14 protein-coding genes are annotated in these 18,120 nt (G+C 52.5%); 6 read left to right on the top strand and 8 right to left on the bottom strand.

The genetic code is table 11. The annotated features are described in order from the left end of the window. The 5 genes from VN577_11630 to VN577_11610 form a co-directional block, all read right to left on the bottom strand. Entirely contained in the window at positions 1-2,040 is a 2,040-nt protein-coding gene (locus VN577_11630) for a prolyl oligopeptidase family serine peptidase (protein HWR15471.1), read from the bottom strand. Next, complete coding sequence (locus tag VN577_11625; protein HWR15470.1) at positions 2,025-3,428, bottom strand: phosphotransferase; 1,404 nt, start codon at positions 3,426-3,428, stop codon at positions 2,025-2,027. Before VN577_11625 ends, VN577_11630 begins: the two co-directional genes overlap by 16 nt. A 16-nt stretch (positions 3,429-3,444) precedes the next feature. Continuing rightward, entirely contained in the window at positions 3,445-3,714 is a 270-nt protein-coding gene (locus VN577_11620; GenBank protein ID HWR15469.1) for a PqqD family protein, read from the bottom strand. 295 nt (positions 3,715-4,009) lie between these two features. Continuing rightward, positions 4,010-5,722: an ABC transporter ATP-binding protein gene (locus VN577_11615; GenBank protein HWR15468.1), complete on the bottom strand. Its 1,713-nt coding sequence runs from the start codon at positions 5,720-5,722 to the stop codon at positions 4,010-4,012. Positions 5,723-5,977: 255 nt separating this feature from the next. After that, a complete protein-coding gene (locus VN577_11610) occupies positions 5,978-7,570 on the bottom strand; it encodes a hypothetical protein (GenBank protein HWR15467.1) in 1,593 nt (530 codons plus the stop codon). Positions 7,571-7,988: 418 nt separating this feature from the next. Here VN577_11610 and VN577_11605 point away from each other — a divergent pair, with 418 nt between their 5' ends. Then, positions 7,989-8,792: a helix-turn-helix transcriptional regulator gene (locus tag VN577_11605; GenBank protein ID HWR15466.1), complete on the top strand. Its 804-nt coding sequence runs from the start codon at positions 7,989-7,991 to the stop codon at positions 8,790-8,792. Between the two features lie 599 nt (positions 8,793-9,391). On the opposite strand, the gene VN577_11600 is transcribed toward VN577_11605, so the two are convergent. Together VN577_11600 and VN577_11595 are read right to left on the bottom strand one after the other, a co-directional pair. After that, positions 9,392-9,985: an ABC transporter permease subunit gene (locus VN577_11600; protein ID HWR15465.1), complete on the bottom strand. Its 594-nt coding sequence runs from the start codon at positions 9,983-9,985 to the stop codon at positions 9,392-9,394. A gap of 257 nt (positions 9,986-10,242) precedes the next feature. Next, positions 10,243-10,509, bottom strand: a complete 267-nt coding sequence (locus VN577_11595) for a hypothetical protein (GenBank protein ID HWR15464.1) — start codon at positions 10,507-10,509, stop codon at positions 10,243-10,245. Between the two features lie 597 nt (positions 10,510-11,106). Here VN577_11595 and VN577_11590 point away from each other — a divergent pair. The 5 genes from VN577_11590 (at position 11,107) to VN577_11570 (ending at position 16,959) form a co-directional block, all read left to right on the top strand. Then, positions 11,107-11,736, top strand: a complete 630-nt coding sequence (locus tag VN577_11590) for a response regulator (protein HWR15463.1) — start codon at positions 11,107-11,109, stop codon at positions 11,734-11,736. Positions 11,737-12,631: 895 nt separating this feature from the next. Further along, entirely contained in the window at positions 12,632-13,000 is a 369-nt protein-coding gene (locus VN577_11585) for an STAS domain-containing protein (GenBank protein ID HWR15462.1), read from the top strand. Positions 13,001-13,215: 215 nt separating this feature from the next. Then, positions 13,216-14,811 (top strand): radical SAM protein, encoded by a 1,596-nt coding sequence (locus VN577_11580; protein ID HWR15461.1) that lies wholly within the window; start codon positions 13,216-13,218, stop codon positions 14,809-14,811. 144 nt (positions 14,812-14,955) lie between these two features. Then, positions 14,956-15,606, top strand: coding sequence for a Crp/Fnr family transcriptional regulator (locus tag VN577_11575; protein HWR15460.1), 651 nt, complete (start codon positions 14,956-14,958; stop codon positions 15,604-15,606). An 891-nt stretch (positions 15,607-16,497) separates the two neighbouring features. Further along, a complete protein-coding gene (locus VN577_11570; protein ID HWR15459.1) occupies positions 16,498-16,959 on the top strand; it encodes a hypothetical protein in 462 nt (153 codons plus the stop codon). Between the two features lie 371 nt (positions 16,960-17,330). Here VN577_11570 and VN577_11565 read toward each other — a convergent pair whose 3' ends face one another. Continuing rightward, entirely contained in the window at positions 17,331-17,783 is a 453-nt protein-coding gene (locus VN577_11565) for a hypothetical protein (GenBank protein ID HWR15458.1), read from the bottom strand. Positions 17,784-18,120 lie beyond the last annotated feature (337 nt).

Below are 18,120 nucleotides of genomic sequence, written 5' to 3'. Positions count from 1 at the left end.
TCAGACGGTCAACTGCAATTGGTCGCAGAGAAATGCCATGCGGTCTGTGAGTGCTTCGATGCGCTCGCCCAGGGGCAACACGGGCGAATGCCCGCGATACGGACTGTAGTCAAGGAAGATTGGGTTAGCGGACGGACTCGCCGCTTGCAGCCGTGACGTCATCTTCCGCGCGTGCAGCGGATTGCAGTTCTGGTCTGCATCTCCGGACACAATCATGGTTGCCGGATAGCGAACTCCGTTATGGACGTTGTGATAAGGGGAGTAGCTGAGGAGCGCTCGAAAGTCGTCGGCATCTTCGACGGTTCCAAACTCGTCTTTCCACACATGTGCGTTGTCAAACAAGTGATAGCGCAACATATCGAGCATCGGTGCGATACAGACCACCGCGCGAAACAGATCGGGCCTCTGAGTTAAGGCCGCGCCCACCAGCAGTCCGGAATTCGAGCCGCCGAAGATAGCAAGTTTTTCGGGCTCCGTCCGTCCGGTTTGAATCAACCATTCGGCGGCGCCGATGAAGTCGTCGAATGCGACTTGTCGTCTTGTTCGTTTTGCCGCCTCGTGCCATGCGGCGCCGAATTCCGAACCGCCGCGAATATTGGGCAGTGCAAAAAGGCAGCCACGCTCCATCAGGAAGGCGACAAACACGCTGAACTGCGGCGTCATCGCTACGCCGTAACCCCCGTAGGAGGTCATGATCGCTGGATGCACGCCGCCGGCAAGGACCTCCTGCCGACCGACAAGGAACATCGGAATCTGCGTGCCATCCTTCGACGGAAACGAGATTTTTGTATAAGTAAAGGCCTGTGAGTCAAATGGCACCTTGCGCTCAGCCCATGGCGTCACCTCGCCTGCGTAGGAGCGATAGCTGCAAATTCGAATGGGAGTTGTGAACGATTCCTGTTCGAAGAACAGCTCATCACTGTCTTCGGATCCTCCCAGCAGCCGGATGGTGTTGCCGGGGCGAACTTGTAAGTGACCGATGCAATGGCCGGAGAGATCGAAGATATCAGTCTCCGTTTCCATATTCCTCAAATAGGAAACGAAAATCCGGTCTCCGCATACGGTCCAGTTCTGGATCCTGGCATTACAAACGGGAACCAGATCCACAAATTCAGGTTCGATACTGTTGCGTCTCTGAATTTCGACAATCCTGAAGTTCGGTGCTTTTCGATCCGTCATGGCCACAATGCGACCGTCCTTCACCAGGCGCGGTGCGAACAAATACTCGGCGTTCTGAATCAGAAGCTCTGGTTCATCCTGACTGTCAAATAGCCAGAGGTAAAAGTCGGTAGCCGTGATATGTCCGAACCGGAGTACCAGGAAACCCAGGTGAGTCGGGTCGGAAACGATGTGCAGCCGCAGCTTTTCGTCATCGCCTGGAGAGAACACCTTGCGATCCTCCGCAAAGCTCGTGCCCAAAACATGCTGATGAGCGGCGTTACGCTTTTGTCTTTGGGCATTCACCGTTTCATGAACGTAATAGAAAGATCGAGAATCCGGCGCAAATACAAAGCCACGCAGATAGCCACGTGGTAACACATCGGGCAGAGTCTTTCGGGTGTCGATGTCGAAGAATTCAAATGTTCCGGTGCGCTCACCGCCCTGCTTAACCTCGTAAAGCAACAAACGTCCGTCAGGTGAAATGCGGAGGGGCTTAACCGCGCTATACGGTCCTGAACCTCGCAGAGACGGATCAATTAGCAATTCGTCTATTCCATCCCACCCGTCGCGAAAATAGATGCAAGGTTGCTCCTGGCCTGGTAGTCGCTTCGTGAAGAAATACCGCCTGCCCATCTTCTGCAACGAATCGTAGGTTTCGACATCGAGCAACTGACGAACACGATCTCGAATGCGCTCTCGCCCTCGGATCGCATCAAGATACGACCTCGCATATTGCGTCTGCGCGGTAATCCACTCTCGCGTGCGAGGCGAATCTTGATCTTCAAGCCACCGATAAGGGTCCTCTACTGACACTCCGTGCAGCACTTCAGTTACTCGCTCGATATATGAGGTAGGTGGAGGTTCTATCGTCCCGCGCATACAAAACTCCGATCGACTCGTGCATTGGCTTCTCGATGCATCCGTCGCGTCAGACTGCGGAAATATCCTGCCGTGTGAGGGTCCTCCAATCGATTCGCTTTTTTCCAGGTATCATTCCCGGCTGCATAGCCAAAGACCGCCAAAAGAGGCGAAAGAGTGAACACCTCCCGGATCACCGCGGGCGACAAGACCTGTTCCCATTGTTGGCAATACAAGTTCGCTAGCTTTTCTTCGACGGAAGACTCTTTCCCGATCGTACGGCGCAAATGTTCCCGCAGGTATTCAAAGGTCATAAACGGAAGCCCTACGTAGGCTTCTGCCCAATCGAGAAATACACATCGGTCCGGAGATGCGACGAGATTTCCAGGGTTGAGATCAAGATGTCCGAGTGCTTCGGGAACTTCCAAAGTTTTCATTCGGTGCAGCGCGGCTTGAATGTCTTCTCCGAGATTGAGCAGTTCATCCCAATTGAGGACGGGCGGTGGAACTCTTGTCTGCTTTGCCATCAATCGTGCCATTGTCTTCAGGAACGGCTGCACGGCTTCGGAGAGCGTGGCGATGCTAAGGTCAAGAGCGCCCGCTGAAAGAATTTCCCTCGTTGAATGGATGGATTGAATCTGCAAATCGGCCAGCGCTCTCGTTGCACTCTGCCAGACCTCGCCTTCCTGGGTTTCGGAGAGAGACTGGCCTGGGGCTTCTGTTGCAAGCCATCCATTGCAGTTGGGTCTAACCGCCAAGAGTCGGGGGAGATATTCGGGAAAAAGTTGTGAAAGCGTGCAGGTAATCGAAAACTCTCTTTGATTAGGTTCCCCAACAGCCTTGAACCACAGGGCCGGACCATCGGTCTCGAACCGGATCAGGCTGAATGACGCGCTGGCATTTAGCTGACGAAATTCATCTGTTAAGTAAAGATGTAGCGGCTCAATTGTGGAACTCACCCACTGGCGCAAATCGTCGAACCAACCCAATCTTGCAAAGGGCGAGGCAGACGATTCGTTGGCCGGGGCAAGGCACCTCGCGATGGATCTTCGAATTGCCTCGAAGTCGTTGAAATCGGCAAATGAGTGAGGCGATGGATCCGAGAGGAGGGACCATTGGGCTGGTTGTTTGTGCCCAGGGAACGAATCCCGGAATTCGCTTACACAATAGCGATTGGTCTCGACGATGGGGCACGGCACATCTTCCAATTCGAAGAGGCAAATGACGTCTACTCCCCAATCTTCTCTAAGGGCGGCGGCAATATTCTCTGCGACTCTCTGCCAGCGTTCGATCTGTACGAAAGGAAGCGCGAAACGACCATGATCCGGAACTAGAAGGGCTCTGGTTCCATGGCGGTCAAAAATGATCACGCGGTAAGTCTCGTGCCCGCCGTGTTCCATCGCTGCCATTTGCGACTCCCGCTGCTTACGTTCTTTTGCTAGGTTCGGAGAGGAGCTTGTGCAGTTTGAGTGAGTGAATGAATTCGCCTACGTCGTTCTGGACGATATCGCGATCGGCTTTGAACTCCTGGCAGATTGCGTTCACGATCTCAGGTTCTGTCTTGCCGAGTTCAAGCAATTCGAGAATCTTGGATCCCACCAGGTTGACACTAAACATCTGGCCTTGGTCGATATCCAAGACGACCGCGCCATCCTGGCCGTGTGTGCTGCGAACGCCTTTGGAGACTTCGTACATCGCATACCCCACATAACTCGTTCGTTTGCCCCGAACGTATGCGACACATTGCCACGAATACAGAAGCCAATGCCACGATCACGTGCCTGTGTTCGGAAAATCGTCAACCTGAAAGGTATTCTGCTGTTTTCTCAATGACATCCAAAAGTGCGCCATCCGATGCGAACGTGTTATGTGTTCGCTCTTTCGACATCATTCCTCTACAAACGACCATTGAGAGGTAATTGCGGCATCAGTTGCCGGCAAATGTATTCTTCATTTGTGAGAATCCAATCTAGGGCCGGCAAGCCTGCTATCAAAAAGACGGAGTCAAGGGCGGCGGCGCTTCGGCTATTCTGTCCGCTACGACGCGGCCTTCGGAAAGGAAAAGCACCCGGTCGAATGTCGAGACTGTCGAACCACGATGGGAAACAACAATCACCGTCATAAACGACAAGCAAGAGCGCAAATGTTGGAAGATCCGAGTTTCTGAATCGAGGTCAAGACAGGACGTTGCCTCGTCGAGAATGAGGATGCTAGGGCGCTGCAGTATAGCTCGCGCGATTGCCAATCGTTGTCTCTGCCCGCCAGATAGTTGACATCCATTAGGACCAACCCACTGCTGATATCCGCCAGGGAGGGTTTCTAGAAAGACTGCCAGGTCGGCTTGTCGAAGTGCTTCCCGCACTGCTGAGTCAGAAGCGCCGGGAGCGACAAACCGAAGATTTGAAATGAGTGTGCCATCGAAAAGCACTGGATCTCGTGGCAAGTAGCAAACTCGCTGACGTAGATCCCGCAGGCGAATGCTCCGGATGTCCGTGTCACCGATAGAAATTGAGCCCTGATTCACGTCGTAGGCTCTGGCGATGAGCCTTGCCAAAGTGCTCTTGCCCGCGCCATTCTCTCCAACGATGGCTACTTTTTCTCCCGCCGAGATTCGCAGCATAGGCACGCACAAGGCTTCTCGCTGAGGCGAATAGCCAAACACAACCTCATTAAATCGAATTTCCCAATCGTGCGGTGGAAAGCTGCGCGGCTTGCTTGCATCAGCAACACTTGGCTGCAAAGACAACATGCATTGTAGCTGACGAATACTCGCAAAAACCTTTTGTGCCCTGGCATACAAATCTGCGACTCCGCTCAGCGGCTCAAACAACTGTGCGACAAAACTAAAGTAAGCCACCATACTGCCAAGACTGAGGGTCCCGACTATGACTTTCCAACCCCCATAACCGATCGCGGCAGACATCGCCAAGGCAAGTACGAACGACGTGCCTGCTGTAAACCAAAGAATCGATTGAAACAGCTTCACCTGCGAACGCGCCGAACGCGCCAGAAGCCGGAATGCCACTCGCTCCTGCCGTTCTTCGCGTCCCAGAAGCTGTATGCACAGGATCGAAGAAAGATGCTCTGTGAGGAATCGACTCCAATCGGCCAGCCTTAATTGCACGTGGTCGGAATCAGACATCAATCGTTTCCTAAAATACTGGCGCATGATGAGGAAGATGGGAATCAGTGGAAGGACAACCCAAGTCAAGCCAGGGCTCAAGATGAACATCGTCCCAATCATGACGCCCGTTGATAACGTTGTTCGCAAGATCGCAGGAAGCAGGTCGGAACCGAAGTAGGCGACTTCGTCAACCGGCTCTTTAAAAAAGTACATCACTGCGCCGGGTGTCGCGCTTTCATAATAGTCGGCAGAGAGTCGATCGGCATGCAATAGCAGGTCGAGCCGGACCCTTAGTATCATTCGTTGAATAGCAATCCATGTCAGATAGTTTCCAAAGCTGGCAAGGGCGGTATGACCTTCATTTCCGATGAAGATCAGCATTACTGCACACAACAAAAGACCAGTCTGGCGTTGTGGCAATATCTCATCAATGAGCCACTTCAAAACCAGTGGAGTGATCACCGCGAGAAAACTACCCGTGGTTACACAAAAAAAGCTTGCAAAATGCCAGCGGAGATACGGACGTACCTGTATAGAGAGCCAACGAATCTCAGGTGGAACCCAAGGTGGGGCAGTCATCTTACCTCTGACACACAACGAGCGCCGAGGCCGTGAACATACTTCGGTTCCAGCAAAATAGGTAACAGAGACCCCCGTGTCCAGAGACTCGCTGCCGCGTTCGCTTTTTAATCAAAACGGAAGAACGGCATTGAAAACAGAGAAGATAAAAGCGTGAACGATTTCTCGGGGTGTTCGGAAAATCGACCTTTTTCCATGATCTGAGTGAGGCACTTCCAAAAAAGAGGTCAAGAAAACAGTCACGGCCAAGTCCAACTACGGAAGTCTTCGGATGACCATGACTATTCTCCCGATAACCTCAACATTGCCACTGCGGAACCGCTCGACCGAATGTTGCCCGCCTGCATAGGAGTGAAGGATCAAGTCTTGTTTTTCTGTGCTGCAATGAGCACACAAGTACTCCCCATCACGTTTGAGGATGACAAACAGCGGTTGCTGCCACAAGGGAATCGACCTGGATGTATTCGGACGTTTCCTGAGCCGATTCACAACGACCAGCATTCCCCCTTGCAGCGAAGGATGTAAGCCTCTTCGCGGTTCTCCAATCCAGAAGAAGTCTCTCAGGGACAAGTTTGGCAATCCCGAAAGGTATCTCAGAGATCCCCTCAAGAAAAATGGAACCTCCTCAAGATCAGCAACCAGTTGTTCGAGGAATCCGCTCTCGTCCGGATCAAAAAGTGCAGCATTTTCTCTGAGATTCGATCGAAGCCCATCGGCGACTGTCGACTCCGGGATCGATTCGTAGCCAGATTCCTGCGCGTGAAGGTCGAGGGCTTCGATGATTTCGTGAAAAGGTATGGCATAAACGACACAGAAGGAGATGAACTTCTGGAAATAGCGAGGCAGGGCATCCTTTAGTTCATAGTCGGAGAGCGTGCCCGGAGACACAAAGTAGTGTTCATCTCCCAGTAGATCTGCAAGTTCTCGGCTGCGGGCAGAAGCAGCGCGAAAGGAAAGTCCCATTTTCCGCCTTGCACGACGGAGCAATGCATTCAGGGGTGTTTGCATGATCAAGTCGGGATCTCCTTCCAAAGTTCTCGTCGGCTCAACCGCGATCTTGGGCTCTTTCGGGGCGAGTAGACTACGAATCTCCAAATCCACAAGACCAATGGGCGTGACGTCTTCAGATATCGAGTACTCGACGTTCGGGCGAGACCATTGCGTGCCGACGACGAACCGATTTTGTCCAGTGCGGCGAATACGACAACAGAGGAGTCCGTGCTCGTGCTCGACCAAGAACAACCGTTTTGAAACCTCATTTAGCCCACTTGGTATATCGGCATTCGCGACCTCAGGATCGACACGCACGATACTGCCCGCGAACAAGTCAGGAAAAACGATGGCATCCAACTCCCCAATCCTTGCATAAAGGAAATGTCTGCCTGTCGGCTTTGTTAGCGAGCCAAGAGGGCGGGCCTTTCCCCATCCAAGAACTTGTGACAGTGGCACTACGGAACCAATTTGAGCATGGGGAGGCAGATTGCGGAACCAGGGGATGTACACATTCGGATCATCCACTGCCGAATCGAGCAGGATTGTGTGCTGTGTGGAAAGCTGAATCTGTAGGTGAGGAATCGCTGCCACGTCGCAACCGAATAAGCGCAGCCATCCGCTTAGGCGATATCTGGAAATCTGGCTGAGAGCAAACAACTGGAACAGACTGGGACCAAAGCGGCCTTGCCGCAATTCGTAATACATATTGTGTGGCAAGTAATAGGGAGAGGATCTTCCAAACAAAACGGCAGACTGTTTTGACACCAGATGAAGGGTGAGCCCTTTCCTCGCAAGAACAGATTTAATTCGTTCCACGAGTTCCTCGTCCCGAACGAATTCCTTTGCCGATTCCATCGTCGTCCTCTCCATTCATTACTTGTGCGAGAGGTCTTGTTGTTCGAACCTGAGAACGTAGCCGAGCAGCGCCAAACATGATTTATGAGCTTCCAGCAGTTCTCGTAACTCGCAGAAATCGGCTTCTGTTTCAACATGTAACCCTCTGATTTGTCATAGATTTTGTAAGGCTGCCCAGTTTTCCGACCACCCATGCAAACGGGACGCAATGAAATCAGCGTTTATCGCAATATGGGCTCGATCATCGTCGAGGTGATATCGGTCGGAATTGCGACCATGTTGGCAGGGATCTTCCATTGGGTTGGAGCAAAAAAACTGTCGCACTCGATATATTTCGCTCTTATGGTTGCAGGATGTTGATGGACAAACAGAATGATTTCTGCTTACCATACTGCATCGCCAACATGAGCCGTTTCAGATGTCGGCTCCTTCGTCCATTCTCGATCCGGGAAAGCGCCTAAGAGCAGAGCGCGAGCGGCTGCATCTGTCCACACGAGCTGTGGAGCGCTTGAGTGAACGAATCGCACAAAAAAAGAAGAATCCGACTCTACAAATAACCCACAATTGGCTTAGCAACGTCGAAAACGGAAAATTCAAGCCTGGTTTTTCTAAACTTTACAGCCTCAGCCTTATCTACCAGTGTGACATTGAAGACCTGCTCGCACTATTCGGCCTGGACATTCGTAATCTGAACAAAGAGCGGGCACTAATCACGCTGCCCAACACACATCTCCTCCGGCCTACGGCGAGGCAACTTATGCCAATCGTGAAGGCTTCTCTTAACTTTCACAAAGACATCTCACTCAAACACACAAATCTGGTCAGCCGGATGTTTGGCGACCTGAGCGATTTTCCGATCTTTCTTCTCCAACAGGCGAATCCGAGGTACGCACTGTATGGATACGTCGGAACGGAAGACTATACTTTGGATCCTGTCGTCCGTCCTGGCACCATCGTACAAATCGACACGCGCCAAACAAAGGTCAGCAGAGATTTCGTTAGCAGGAATGAATATGAGCGTCCGATTTACTTCACAGAACTGCGGGATAACCAATATGCCTGTAGCTGGTGCCAACTGGATGGCAATTACTTGTTCCTTATCCCCAGTCCACAATCGCGGGTTGGGATTCGGCAATTCAGATATCCGCAGGATGCCGAGATCATTGGTCGAGTTACCGTAATCACCATGCGAATCTCCTCTCGACTGTCGGTACATGTCTGATTGGCATCACTGCGTAGCTTCCCTAGAAACAAATACACCAGATGCGAGTCATCGAGTTTTCGATATAGGTTCGCAGTTCGTTCTTCTCAACATAGACCAAAGACTCGTGGCCCCCACAAGTAAGGTCCGAGCTTACAATCACCTGCTGGGAGAGACGGGCACCACCTTTATGGCAGCGCCCATTGTGGCGGTGCGATGCCGAGGCAGGTTTCCTCATTCCCTCAACGATCTACCGCTTCTGCCCCCCGCCGACAACACGGCCATTCGACGCGACTTGGACGAATGGCTACGTCGACAAGCCCTACGCCCGATCCAACTGGGGGAATTTGAAAACTTCGCTTTGCTGAGGGAATTTGGCGAAGCAGGCACTGAAATCTTTCCAGTGCCGAGTGTTCTCGAAAGAAAATTGCAGAAAGAGAATGGGCTGGAGGTGCTCGTGTAGCCTCGATTCGCACCCGGTATTACGCGATCTCGCTTGAGCGCAAGCTCAGTCATCCCGCTGTGGTTGCTGTCTCGAAAGGCGCACGCCGCAAGTTATTCGCAGCGTAGCGAGACTTAGAAATGTAAATCTCAATTCTTCAGTGGTCTCAAGATGCAATCTAGCTGTCCAGCCTATATCTCGTCTCTGCCAACCGGTACATTGGCCGCCACACCGTTCGATTGACCGTTACTACAATCGCGGCCATGGTTATCGTCGCTGCCAAAAGCAGTGGGAAGTTTCCCGAGTCTGTGGCGCGGCTAATTGTTGCACCTAAGCCAACGGTCGAAATAGTCTGCCCTTTGAAGTGAAAATACTCAGCTACGATGCTTGCGTTCCAGGCCCCACCAGCCGCCGTCACTAATCCGGTAATCAGATACGGAAAGATGCCCGGCAAGATTAGGGTTCGCCACTTCTCTCGTTTCTTAAACTGAAACACTTCAGAGGCTTCCTTCAGATCGGTAGGAATCGCAATCGCACCGGCGATGACATTAAACAGAACGTACCACTGCGTACCCAGCAACAAGAGCACGATGGAACCGACTCCAAGCCCGCCGCCAATCCGAATTAACAAGAGGAGTACAACCGGGGAATAAAGCCGTAGCGGGCACCGAAGCGGCAACTTGGGCAATTGGCTGCCATGCGCAGAAGCTGCTCTTGACTGAGTCTTCCAGTTCCATTCTTTCTTCACGACGCGCTTGTTTCCGTGGTTCATGAGAACATCGGCAGGCAGCCGAGCAGTTCCAATCCCTCCCTGATTTTTCGCATCAGTGGATTCACGCCCTCGCCGTAGATGGAATTGACCTTCCGTGCCTCCTTCGAACGTCCGATCAATGTGGCGATCAGACCAGGCGTCTCCTGGCCGATATGAAACGAGCCGAAACCTCGCTAAGCCCGACGGAACGGTATTCAATCTTCTCGTGCCATTCGGAGCCGATCGCTCCGCGGGAATCTTGACGCGGCTGTATTGGCTCAGGGCCGACCCATACAGGCTCTTCGTGCATAGCAACACGAGTCGAGCTTTTCTGTGTACAGGCGCCCCTCGCATACTTGACGCGATGAGACTGGTTTGGGCTTGCTGCGGTTGACTTTGTGTGGCGCGATCAACTCGATGCCATGTTGCTGTCGCAACTGCTGATCGAGCAGATCGCTATCATAAGCTCGATCCCCGATCATTAGTTGCGGTGCTGCCGCCATGAAGCGTTGCTCGACGGTGGCGGCAACGAATCGGGTTTTCATGCGGCGAAGCACTTCCAATCCCCACGGCGGTAGGAAAACCATGGCGCTCCGCAATTGCTATGATCTTGGTCCCTTTTGCCGCGCTTCGTTGGACCAACAGCACGGCCCCTTTTTTTCGCCACGGCAGCGAAAACTGCAATCGCCGCGCTCCAGGCGAGGAGCAGTAAAGTTACAGAATCACGAGCTGAGAACCAGGACATAGACAACATTGGAGGCCTCAATTCTAGAGCGTGTGTTCGTAGACTGGCATAGACAATGTGCCGCCAAGTTTCGGCATGAGCAGCATCCAATCTTCAGCGCTCAGATGCTGATCAATATTGACCGCTAGACGTGGGAATACACCAACAGCCGGTCACGCTGGCCCATAGCCAAAGTCATGCAAAGGCCCAACCTTCCGGCGTTTGGCCTCCGGCGCTGTCCGTCTCCATCAACAATTTGTAAGACCGCTAATGCGTTCAAAAAACCTTTTGTCGGCGATCGGTCAATTCTGACCAGACGTGAGTTGCGGAAGATGGCAAGATCGGGTTAGTGGTGGGAATTCGATAGATCGTATTCGTTTCAAGAGGAGTTCTGTCCCCCACTTTGTGGAGAAAAAAGATGACGGTTATGAATGATTCCAAACACTTGATCCTCGTTGTAGACGACGAGCAAAGCATCCGCGACAGCGTCGCCCTACTGCTGAGGGCTTCTGGATACGAGGTCAATACTGCCATACATGGATTCGATGCCATATTGCAGCTGCAAAAAACGACTCCAGACGTCATCATTTCTGACCTGAACATGCCGCAGATGTCAGGATTTGAATTCCTTTCCGTGGTGCGCCGCCGCTTCCCGGAAATCCCTGTGGTCGCGATCAGCGGTGCTTACGAGTCCGGGGAGCAGGTTCCCGGTGGAGTCATTGCCGATGCCTTTTATGGCAAAGGCAGACATCGTCCGGAAGAACTCTTGCGCGCGGTTGCCGAATTGATTCGAACCGCGACATCACGGGCGATAAACCATCACCGGCAGTCGGCTCCAGTCTGGGTGCCCCGGAACGGGCAAGATTTAAACGGCGTTCCTTTCATCGTGTTGACCTGCGCGGAATGCTTGCGGTCGTTTCCACTGAGCGTACTAAGTGAAGACGTACAGGAAATCCAGGAAACCCCCTGCCTTTTTTGCGCCAACCCGGTCCGATACGTCATTGATTTCTCCCTGGCTGTTTTTTCACCGAAAACGAAAGCGGCATAGTCGCAGCACTCCATGTATTCACCCCGGGCCAGAGCATTGCTCAATTCGAAGCAACGCATACAAAGCAGGGCACACTATGACGGAATTGGAACCGAATGCCACTCCAACCTTACCTCCTGAAGCCGTGATATTTCCCTCAAACTTGTCTGCCCTTGCTTGCCGCACGCCAATCTGAGCGAGGAAAATAAGGCGTGGAGCTTGTGGTTTGCAGAAACACACTTTGAAGGGGGTAACCTACATTGGATGTGCAATTGCTGAACGGCTACGTAACATCGCACTGGTTGCGATCTCGCATGAACTCAGAGTTCTAGCCAAGAGACGCGGCCAATCCTCCAAACATCCTGAGCAGAGCATGCGGAAAGGACCGGATGTCGTCTTGCTGAGACAACAAAACCGATAACGATCGGAAGGCGTTGCAGGACCACCTGACGAATTGCAGGCGTTGCCGCGGTTCGGAAGTTGGCGAAGCGAGGAGTCTAAAAGACGACGATACGGAACTGTCGGCGAACAGGACGCCCCGTCTCTGAAACGCTAAGACCTGCGGATAGTTGAATTTTCGGTAATCAGTGATAGCCGCCCTCGGTGTGCACTTGTGCGTGAGATAGTGATCGGCACTAATCTCTCGACTTTGTTCTCTTGGCGGATTTACGCGTCCGGTTTTGGCAGGGACGGAAAGCATGGCCGGATTACCAAATTGACCATTGGAGTATGTCTTCGGAATACTCTCCAAGAGCATCCGCCCCAAGAATCGTGAGTGAGCAATTTTGAACAGTATGTAATTCCGGGGGCATGGCAGGATTAGTAAGTCATGGTTTCCCAGTGGTGAACAATTGCGTGCCCGTAGAGCCGCAACCGCAACGGAAGCTTACAAAAGGTAGAGGAACCTCGAAACCGAATGAAGATCAATTCTCGCGACGTTGATGGCATAACGATCCTCGACATGGAGGGACGTATTACTCTGGGCGAAGATATTGCAGCCCTCAAGCAAGTGATCGGCGGACTTATTGCTGCTGGCCGCAAGTTGGTCCTGTTGAATTTGCGCGACGTCCCCTACATAGACAGCTCGGGTATAGGCGAACTCGTTACTGCATTCACCAAAATTCGTAATTCAGGTGGTGAGTTGAAGCTGTTGAATCTGACAAGTAAGGTTCGCACGCTTTTGGAGATCACCAGACTCTATGCCATCTTTGATATTGGAGACGATGAAGCTGCGGCCATCCATTCCTTTTCCTCAGGTGAACACTTCCTCACGAAGAGACCGTAATGGAACTCGAAAATAACAGAATAATGCGTCTTCACTCGTCTCCGGTTTTGATGGCGGGCATCCGGCTAAGCGCTGATCACGGCTGCTCATGCGATCAAATTTGGTTGTGAAAACCACAGAGTTCCTCGAACTCGCATCCTACAAAGGTGATCAAAATTGACCACTTCATTCATTTGGAAGATGTGGTCGTGAGCAAAAAGAGAGTGATTTCATAGATGACAGTCCACCTTATCAATCCGAGTGACGTTTCGTTCGGAACTGCGGTCATTACGCCCAGGTGGCTGTACGTCATTGCTGCGGCTACCCCAAAATCTTTCGGCGATCCGGTTCTTGTGGACGAGACTCTCGAACGGCTTGATCCGCGACAAATCCAGAAAGGCGACGCGGTCGGCGTTAGCATCCACACGGGCAACGCGCTGCGCGGTTATGAAATCGGCACGGCTGCACGCGAGCGTGGCGCTTACGTAATATTCGGCGGGATTCACGCAACTCTCTACCCCGAAGAGGCGCATGAGTTGGGGGGCGCGCACGCTGTGGTTAAGGGTGACGGAGACCGCGTTTGGGCGGAGGCACTGCATGACTGCGCGAATGGGTATCCACGCCATATCTACGACGGGGGAAGACTTGAAGCTTCGGATCTTATGCCCGCTCGCTGGGACCTGATTCCGCGCAAATCCTACATGTGGGCATCGGTGCAAACGATCCGCGGTTGTCCTAAGCACTGTTCTTTCTGCTCAGTATGGCGAACAGACGGCCAACGTCCTCGGCAACGTTCCTCGGATTCAGTCATAGAAGAGATCGTCCAATTGCGGCGCCTGGGTTTTCGCTACATCGCTCTAGCCGACGACAACTTTTATCCGGTGAGTCTTGCCGATCTCGAACTGGCGTCTCGTAATAATCCGGAACGGCTACAGGAACTCACTCGCATTCGTGAAGAACGCTTTGAACTGATGTCGCGGCTGGCGCAACTTCCGCCTGACACAGTTTTCTTCACCCAGATCACGATGGAGGCGGCAGAAGACCCGCAGTTTCTGGACGCCATGAGTGCGGGGCATATCAAAGGTGCGCTCGTCGGAGTAGAGTCGGTCACTCCCGAAGGGCTGAAAGATATTTACAAAAATTTCAACTCGGCAGGAGAAAGTCTCGTCCAACGACTACGGACCTTTCGACAGCACGGCGTGTACGTGCTTGGGTCATTCATCTTCGGACTGCCGAGCGATCGGCCAGAAACGTTCGCGGCGACTGTCTCCATTGCCCAAAGGGCGGACCTCGCGTTTGCGCAGTTTGTCATGCTGACACCGTTTCCCGGTACTGTAGATTTCAAGAAATGGGAAGCTTCGATGGCTGGTGACGTCCTGAGTGTGGCAGGCGTACCCATAACCAGGCGTTGGCTTATCCCAAACTCCCTGCGGCCAAAACTCTATATTCCTCATCCGGTTATGTCTGCGGAGGAAATCCGGAAGTGTACGCAGGCCGTCTGGGACCGATATTACAGCCTGCATTTCATTTGGAAGCGTTCCCAATTCCTAAAAGCCTTCAAGAGCCGCTTGGCTTTCCTGCTGATCTCCAAGATCTACCGCCAAATGTATGCCGACACTGGCATTGCCAGCGACAGCGCCCGAATTGCATGGTCCGCTCGCTGGGCACGCTGGCTGGCTAAGCCTTGTCAAAAGTTGTTCGCCGCCCGTCCGCTGCCCCACCTCGCGGTTCCGGAAGGCAGATCTGAACCTCAGCCAATATCGGGTACTAGCCAAGACCAACGGAGAGAGCGGAGTAGCGAACCCTTAGTAACAATTTCCCAGCCGTTTTAGCCAACACTTTGCGATTCAGACGAAGAAGACCTGCTCTTTTTACCCTTTTTCACATCTCCCACTGAGCACTATTGACCAGCGTAAGCAAGCACCCTGACTAGTAAGCTTAACCAGTTACTGGATCACGCCGGTTCAGGAGTCACCATGGCCGATAATCCCTTTAGTTTCGATCATCTGGGTCTGTTCAAGAGGATGAACGCCCAAGCAACCACTCAGGATTACGGAAATAAACACACGATCATTGAGCAAGGTGATAAGGCCGACGCGATTTATTACATTCAGAATGGCAAGGTGAAGTTAACCGTTGCGTCTACCACGGGAAAGAAAGCCGTGATTGCCTTCTTGCGTCACGGCGATTTCTTCGGCGAGGGCTGCATGGCCCAGCAATCGCTGTGGACGTACACCGCAACGACGATTGAACCTTCTACAATCTCCCGCGTAAGAAGGTCGGCCCTTGTTCGAATCGTTCATGAAGATTCCTCTTTTGCGAAACTTTTTATTTCATATTTATTGTTTCGTATTGTGCGGATGCAACAGGAGTTCGTGGACCAGATCTTCAGTTCCAGCGAGAAACGATTAGCCAGAATTCTGCTGATGCTGGCGGGGTTTGGACTACGGACGGAGCCCGAACCAGTCCTGATTAAGGTAAGCCAGGAGACTCTCGCGGAAATGGTGGGTACCACGCGGTCCCGGGTGAGTTATTTCATGAATCGCTTTCGGAAAATGGGGCTTATCGATTACAACGGCACTTTGCAAGTGCACGCCGCGCTACGAACCTTCCTGCTCCAAAAGTAGCGAACAGTTTTTATCAACACTCATGGACTGGCCGACGCGGATCTTAAAGGCCAAGTGAGCACTATAGCTCAGAACTCTTGAGTGCAAATTGTTACCTTACGAAATAGGGCGATCCTGAGCGAACGACCGCGTAGCGACCACCCCGGGAAGGTAACATGCCTACCGCTACAACTTCCATTACTGTGCTGCCGCACCCACCGGGCGAGTTCAATCAGCGAGCATCTCATGGTGTTGTCCAGAGCTTTGGCCATCATGTTGCGGCGTTTTCTCGAGAGTTATGGCGAAGTATAAAGATCATGAAAGCCGATTTCGAACGGGCAGGAGATGGCTCTCGATCGCGTGAACGAAGCGAAGAGCGGTTCCTTGACGAAGAAGCCTGGTCGCGCATGAATAACGAAGGTTGTCCTAACGATTGTCATCAGCCCCATCTGAACCGGGCGACTATCGCAAGGGAGGCCGGGGTCCGCACAGGCGATGGCCCCGCTGGTTATGGATCATCCACTTAGAACTTTACTTTACGAATTGTTCGTTGCGCCGCCGCTACGACTGCTGCAACGAGCATTTGACCGCCATGCGTCTACAGCGTTGCTACGCCCTATTTCGAAGGAGGCAGCGAAGGCTGGCGAAACACCGTCGACGAAATAAAGGGAGGTTTGATATGCGTTGCCATTGGGAAAAGTTGGGTGTTCTCGGTCCCATCTACGGATTAGTCAGAGAGGGTTTGAGCGATCGCGACATTGCCCATCAGTTGAACCTTACGGAAGAAACGGTACACGGCTGCATTTCCTGGCTGTCGCGCTTTCTCAAGTGTCATACCCGTGCGGAATTGGTCTTGTACGCTTCCCCGACACAATTAGGAACATGGGGCTTATGTGTCCGTGAGGGGGAAGCATGATGTTGATCGCCAAATCACAGCTGCTACCAACAGTTCAGCTTCAGTGCGCCCTGGGATATGCCGTAATACAGAGCTGGGATGAATTCATGCCGGATTCCGTCTCAGGGCTGATTCATATTGAATACCAGGCCGGCAGCGACGGCTCGCTCGACTTTCTCTTAATCTGGGCATCCACACTCTGGGGCTACTGGAATCTGGTCTGCGAATATTGGCCAAGGCCCCTTTGGTCTCACGCCATCGGCCTACGCTACAGTAATAATTACCACTCGGTGCGATTTGCCCACGCGCTGGAATTCGTGATGGCACATGAAGAAGCGTTTTCAAAACTCCCAAATCGACACGGACCAATTCAGATCTATCCGCCGACACAAGAGCAACGAAGAGAAGCAGAACGCTGGTCGAGTGAGGTTTACGACAATCTCGGTCCCATACCCATGGAACCGCAAATCGCCTCATAACTCGACGAGGAAGAGCCACTGTGCCAACGTCTCTACTTTTCACGATAGCGGTAAGCGCTCGCCCGACGAATTCAGGTGACGGCAACAACGAACATTACACCGTCCAAGCCATCGCACGGAATGGAGAATGGTTGCTGTATCACGGAGAAAGCGCGTCCCTTGCGGACGCATTGCAGCAGTTAGTGGATGCAGTGAAGAAACAGGAAAACCGCAAAGAAGATTGGCAGGTCCAATCCATTTCCAGGAAGGATTCCTTGTCACTGTTTTCAAGATTTTGCAGGGCTGTCCGCATTCGCTAACCCATTGACAAACGCGTGTCAGGCGCACCTGGATTTCTTCTCACTCGGTTCGCGCGAAAACCATCCTCATTGCTAGCGGTGGCCTGTCGCATCGCGAATGATGTCCATAATACGAAGGGTACGACTTTCTATTATCACCATGTCGTGCCCGATCATGCCGCGCGTGTAACCGCTATAAAGAGGGTGCAGTCGGAGTTCGAGGTCATTGGAAAGCGGCCGCACTTGATTCTGCAGTCTCTGCGGCAGTAAGCCGTTACGTTGCAGGTGATGGCCATTGCTCTTTGTCTGGCCGACAGCAGGGTTCGAAGCGGTGTCGCGGAAGTAGATGCGAATGGCGTCGCGGTCTTGTGCTGAAAATACAATGGGGTCACGTTCCCATTTTTCCTCGCGAGTTTCAACGCTCCGACTGCTGTCTGCCGTTGTGTTGCCGCTGCGCTTGGGGTCCCCGCCACTAGCTGCAACACCAAACATAAATGGCGCTGAAGAGAGAATAAGAACAAGTACATACTGGATTCTGCGGTTCATTGCAGCGCCTCTTTGTAACGAGAACACATTACTGGCTGTGACTTAGGTGGGTCTGGTCACAAGCGCTCACATTTGAATATTTATTTCAATGCGTTTAGGCAATAAATTCCAGCAACCTTAACTCTCGCTTCATTGCTCATGCGATTCGCAAGATAAATCGTCATTTGATCAATACAGACCAGTATTCCTGAGCTGCTTAACCGATAGTGACGAGTAGAGTCTCCGCATGCGCGGAGCCAACCGGTGCTAGACATCAGCGTTCCCGGACGCATCAGGCTCCACTACCGCACTTCCCGCCGCGCATTTTGCGCAACCGGTAACCAATCTTGGAGAGAAG

The organism is Terriglobales bacterium (assembly GCA_035561515.1).
In the GTDB taxonomy this organism is placed as follows: domain Bacteria; phylum Acidobacteriota; class Terriglobia; order Terriglobales; family Acidobacteriaceae; genus DATMXP01.
The sequence above is the reverse complement of the archived record's forward strand: the minus strand, read 5'-3'. Positions and strand labels throughout refer to the sequence as shown.

Bases quoted from the DNA above. Each gene is read 5' to 3' on its own strand.
- VN577_11630 (HWR15471.1), bottom strand. From the start codon at position 2,040: ATGCGCGGGACGATAGAACCTCCACCTACCTCATATATCGAGCGAGTA.
- VN577_11625 (HWR15470.1), bottom strand. From the start codon at position 3,428: ATGGCAGCGATGGAACACGGCGGGCACGAGACTTACCGCGTGATCATT.
- VN577_11620 (HWR15469.1), bottom strand. From the start codon at position 3,714: ATGTACGAAGTCTCCAAAGGCGTTCGCAGCACACACGGCCAGGATGGC.
- VN577_11615 (HWR15468.1), bottom strand. From the start codon at position 5,722: ATGACTGCCCCACCTTGGGTTCCACCTGAGATTCGTTGGCTCTCTATA.
- VN577_11610 (HWR15467.1), bottom strand. From the start codon at position 7,570: ATGGAATCGGCAAAGGAATTCGTTCGGGACGAGGAACTCGTGGAACGA.
- VN577_11605 (HWR15466.1), top strand. From the start codon at position 7,989: ATGTCGGCTCCTTCGTCCATTCTCGATCCGGGAAAGCGCCTAAGAGCA.
- VN577_11600 (HWR15465.1), bottom strand. From the start codon at position 9,985: ATGAACCACGGAAACAAGCGCGTCGTGAAGAAAGAATGGAACTGGAAG.
- VN577_11595 (HWR15464.1), bottom strand. From the start codon at position 10,509: ATGAAAACCCGATTCGTTGCCGCCACCGTCGAGCAACGCTTCATGGCG.
- VN577_11590 (HWR15463.1), top strand. From the start codon at position 11,107: ATGACGGTTATGAATGATTCCAAACACTTGATCCTCGTTGTAGACGAC.
- VN577_11585 (HWR15462.1), top strand. From the start codon at position 12,632: ATGAAGATCAATTCTCGCGACGTTGATGGCATAACGATCCTCGACATG.
- VN577_11580 (HWR15461.1), top strand. From the start codon at position 13,216: ATGACAGTCCACCTTATCAATCCGAGTGACGTTTCGTTCGGAACTGCG.
- VN577_11575 (HWR15460.1), top strand. From the start codon at position 14,956: ATGGCCGATAATCCCTTTAGTTTCGATCATCTGGGTCTGTTCAAGAGG.
- VN577_11570 (HWR15459.1), top strand. From the start codon at position 16,498: ATGATGTTGATCGCCAAATCACAGCTGCTACCAACAGTTCAGCTTCAG.
- VN577_11565 (HWR15458.1), bottom strand. From the start codon at position 17,783: ATGAACCGCAGAATCCAGTATGTACTTGTTCTTATTCTCTCTTCAGCG.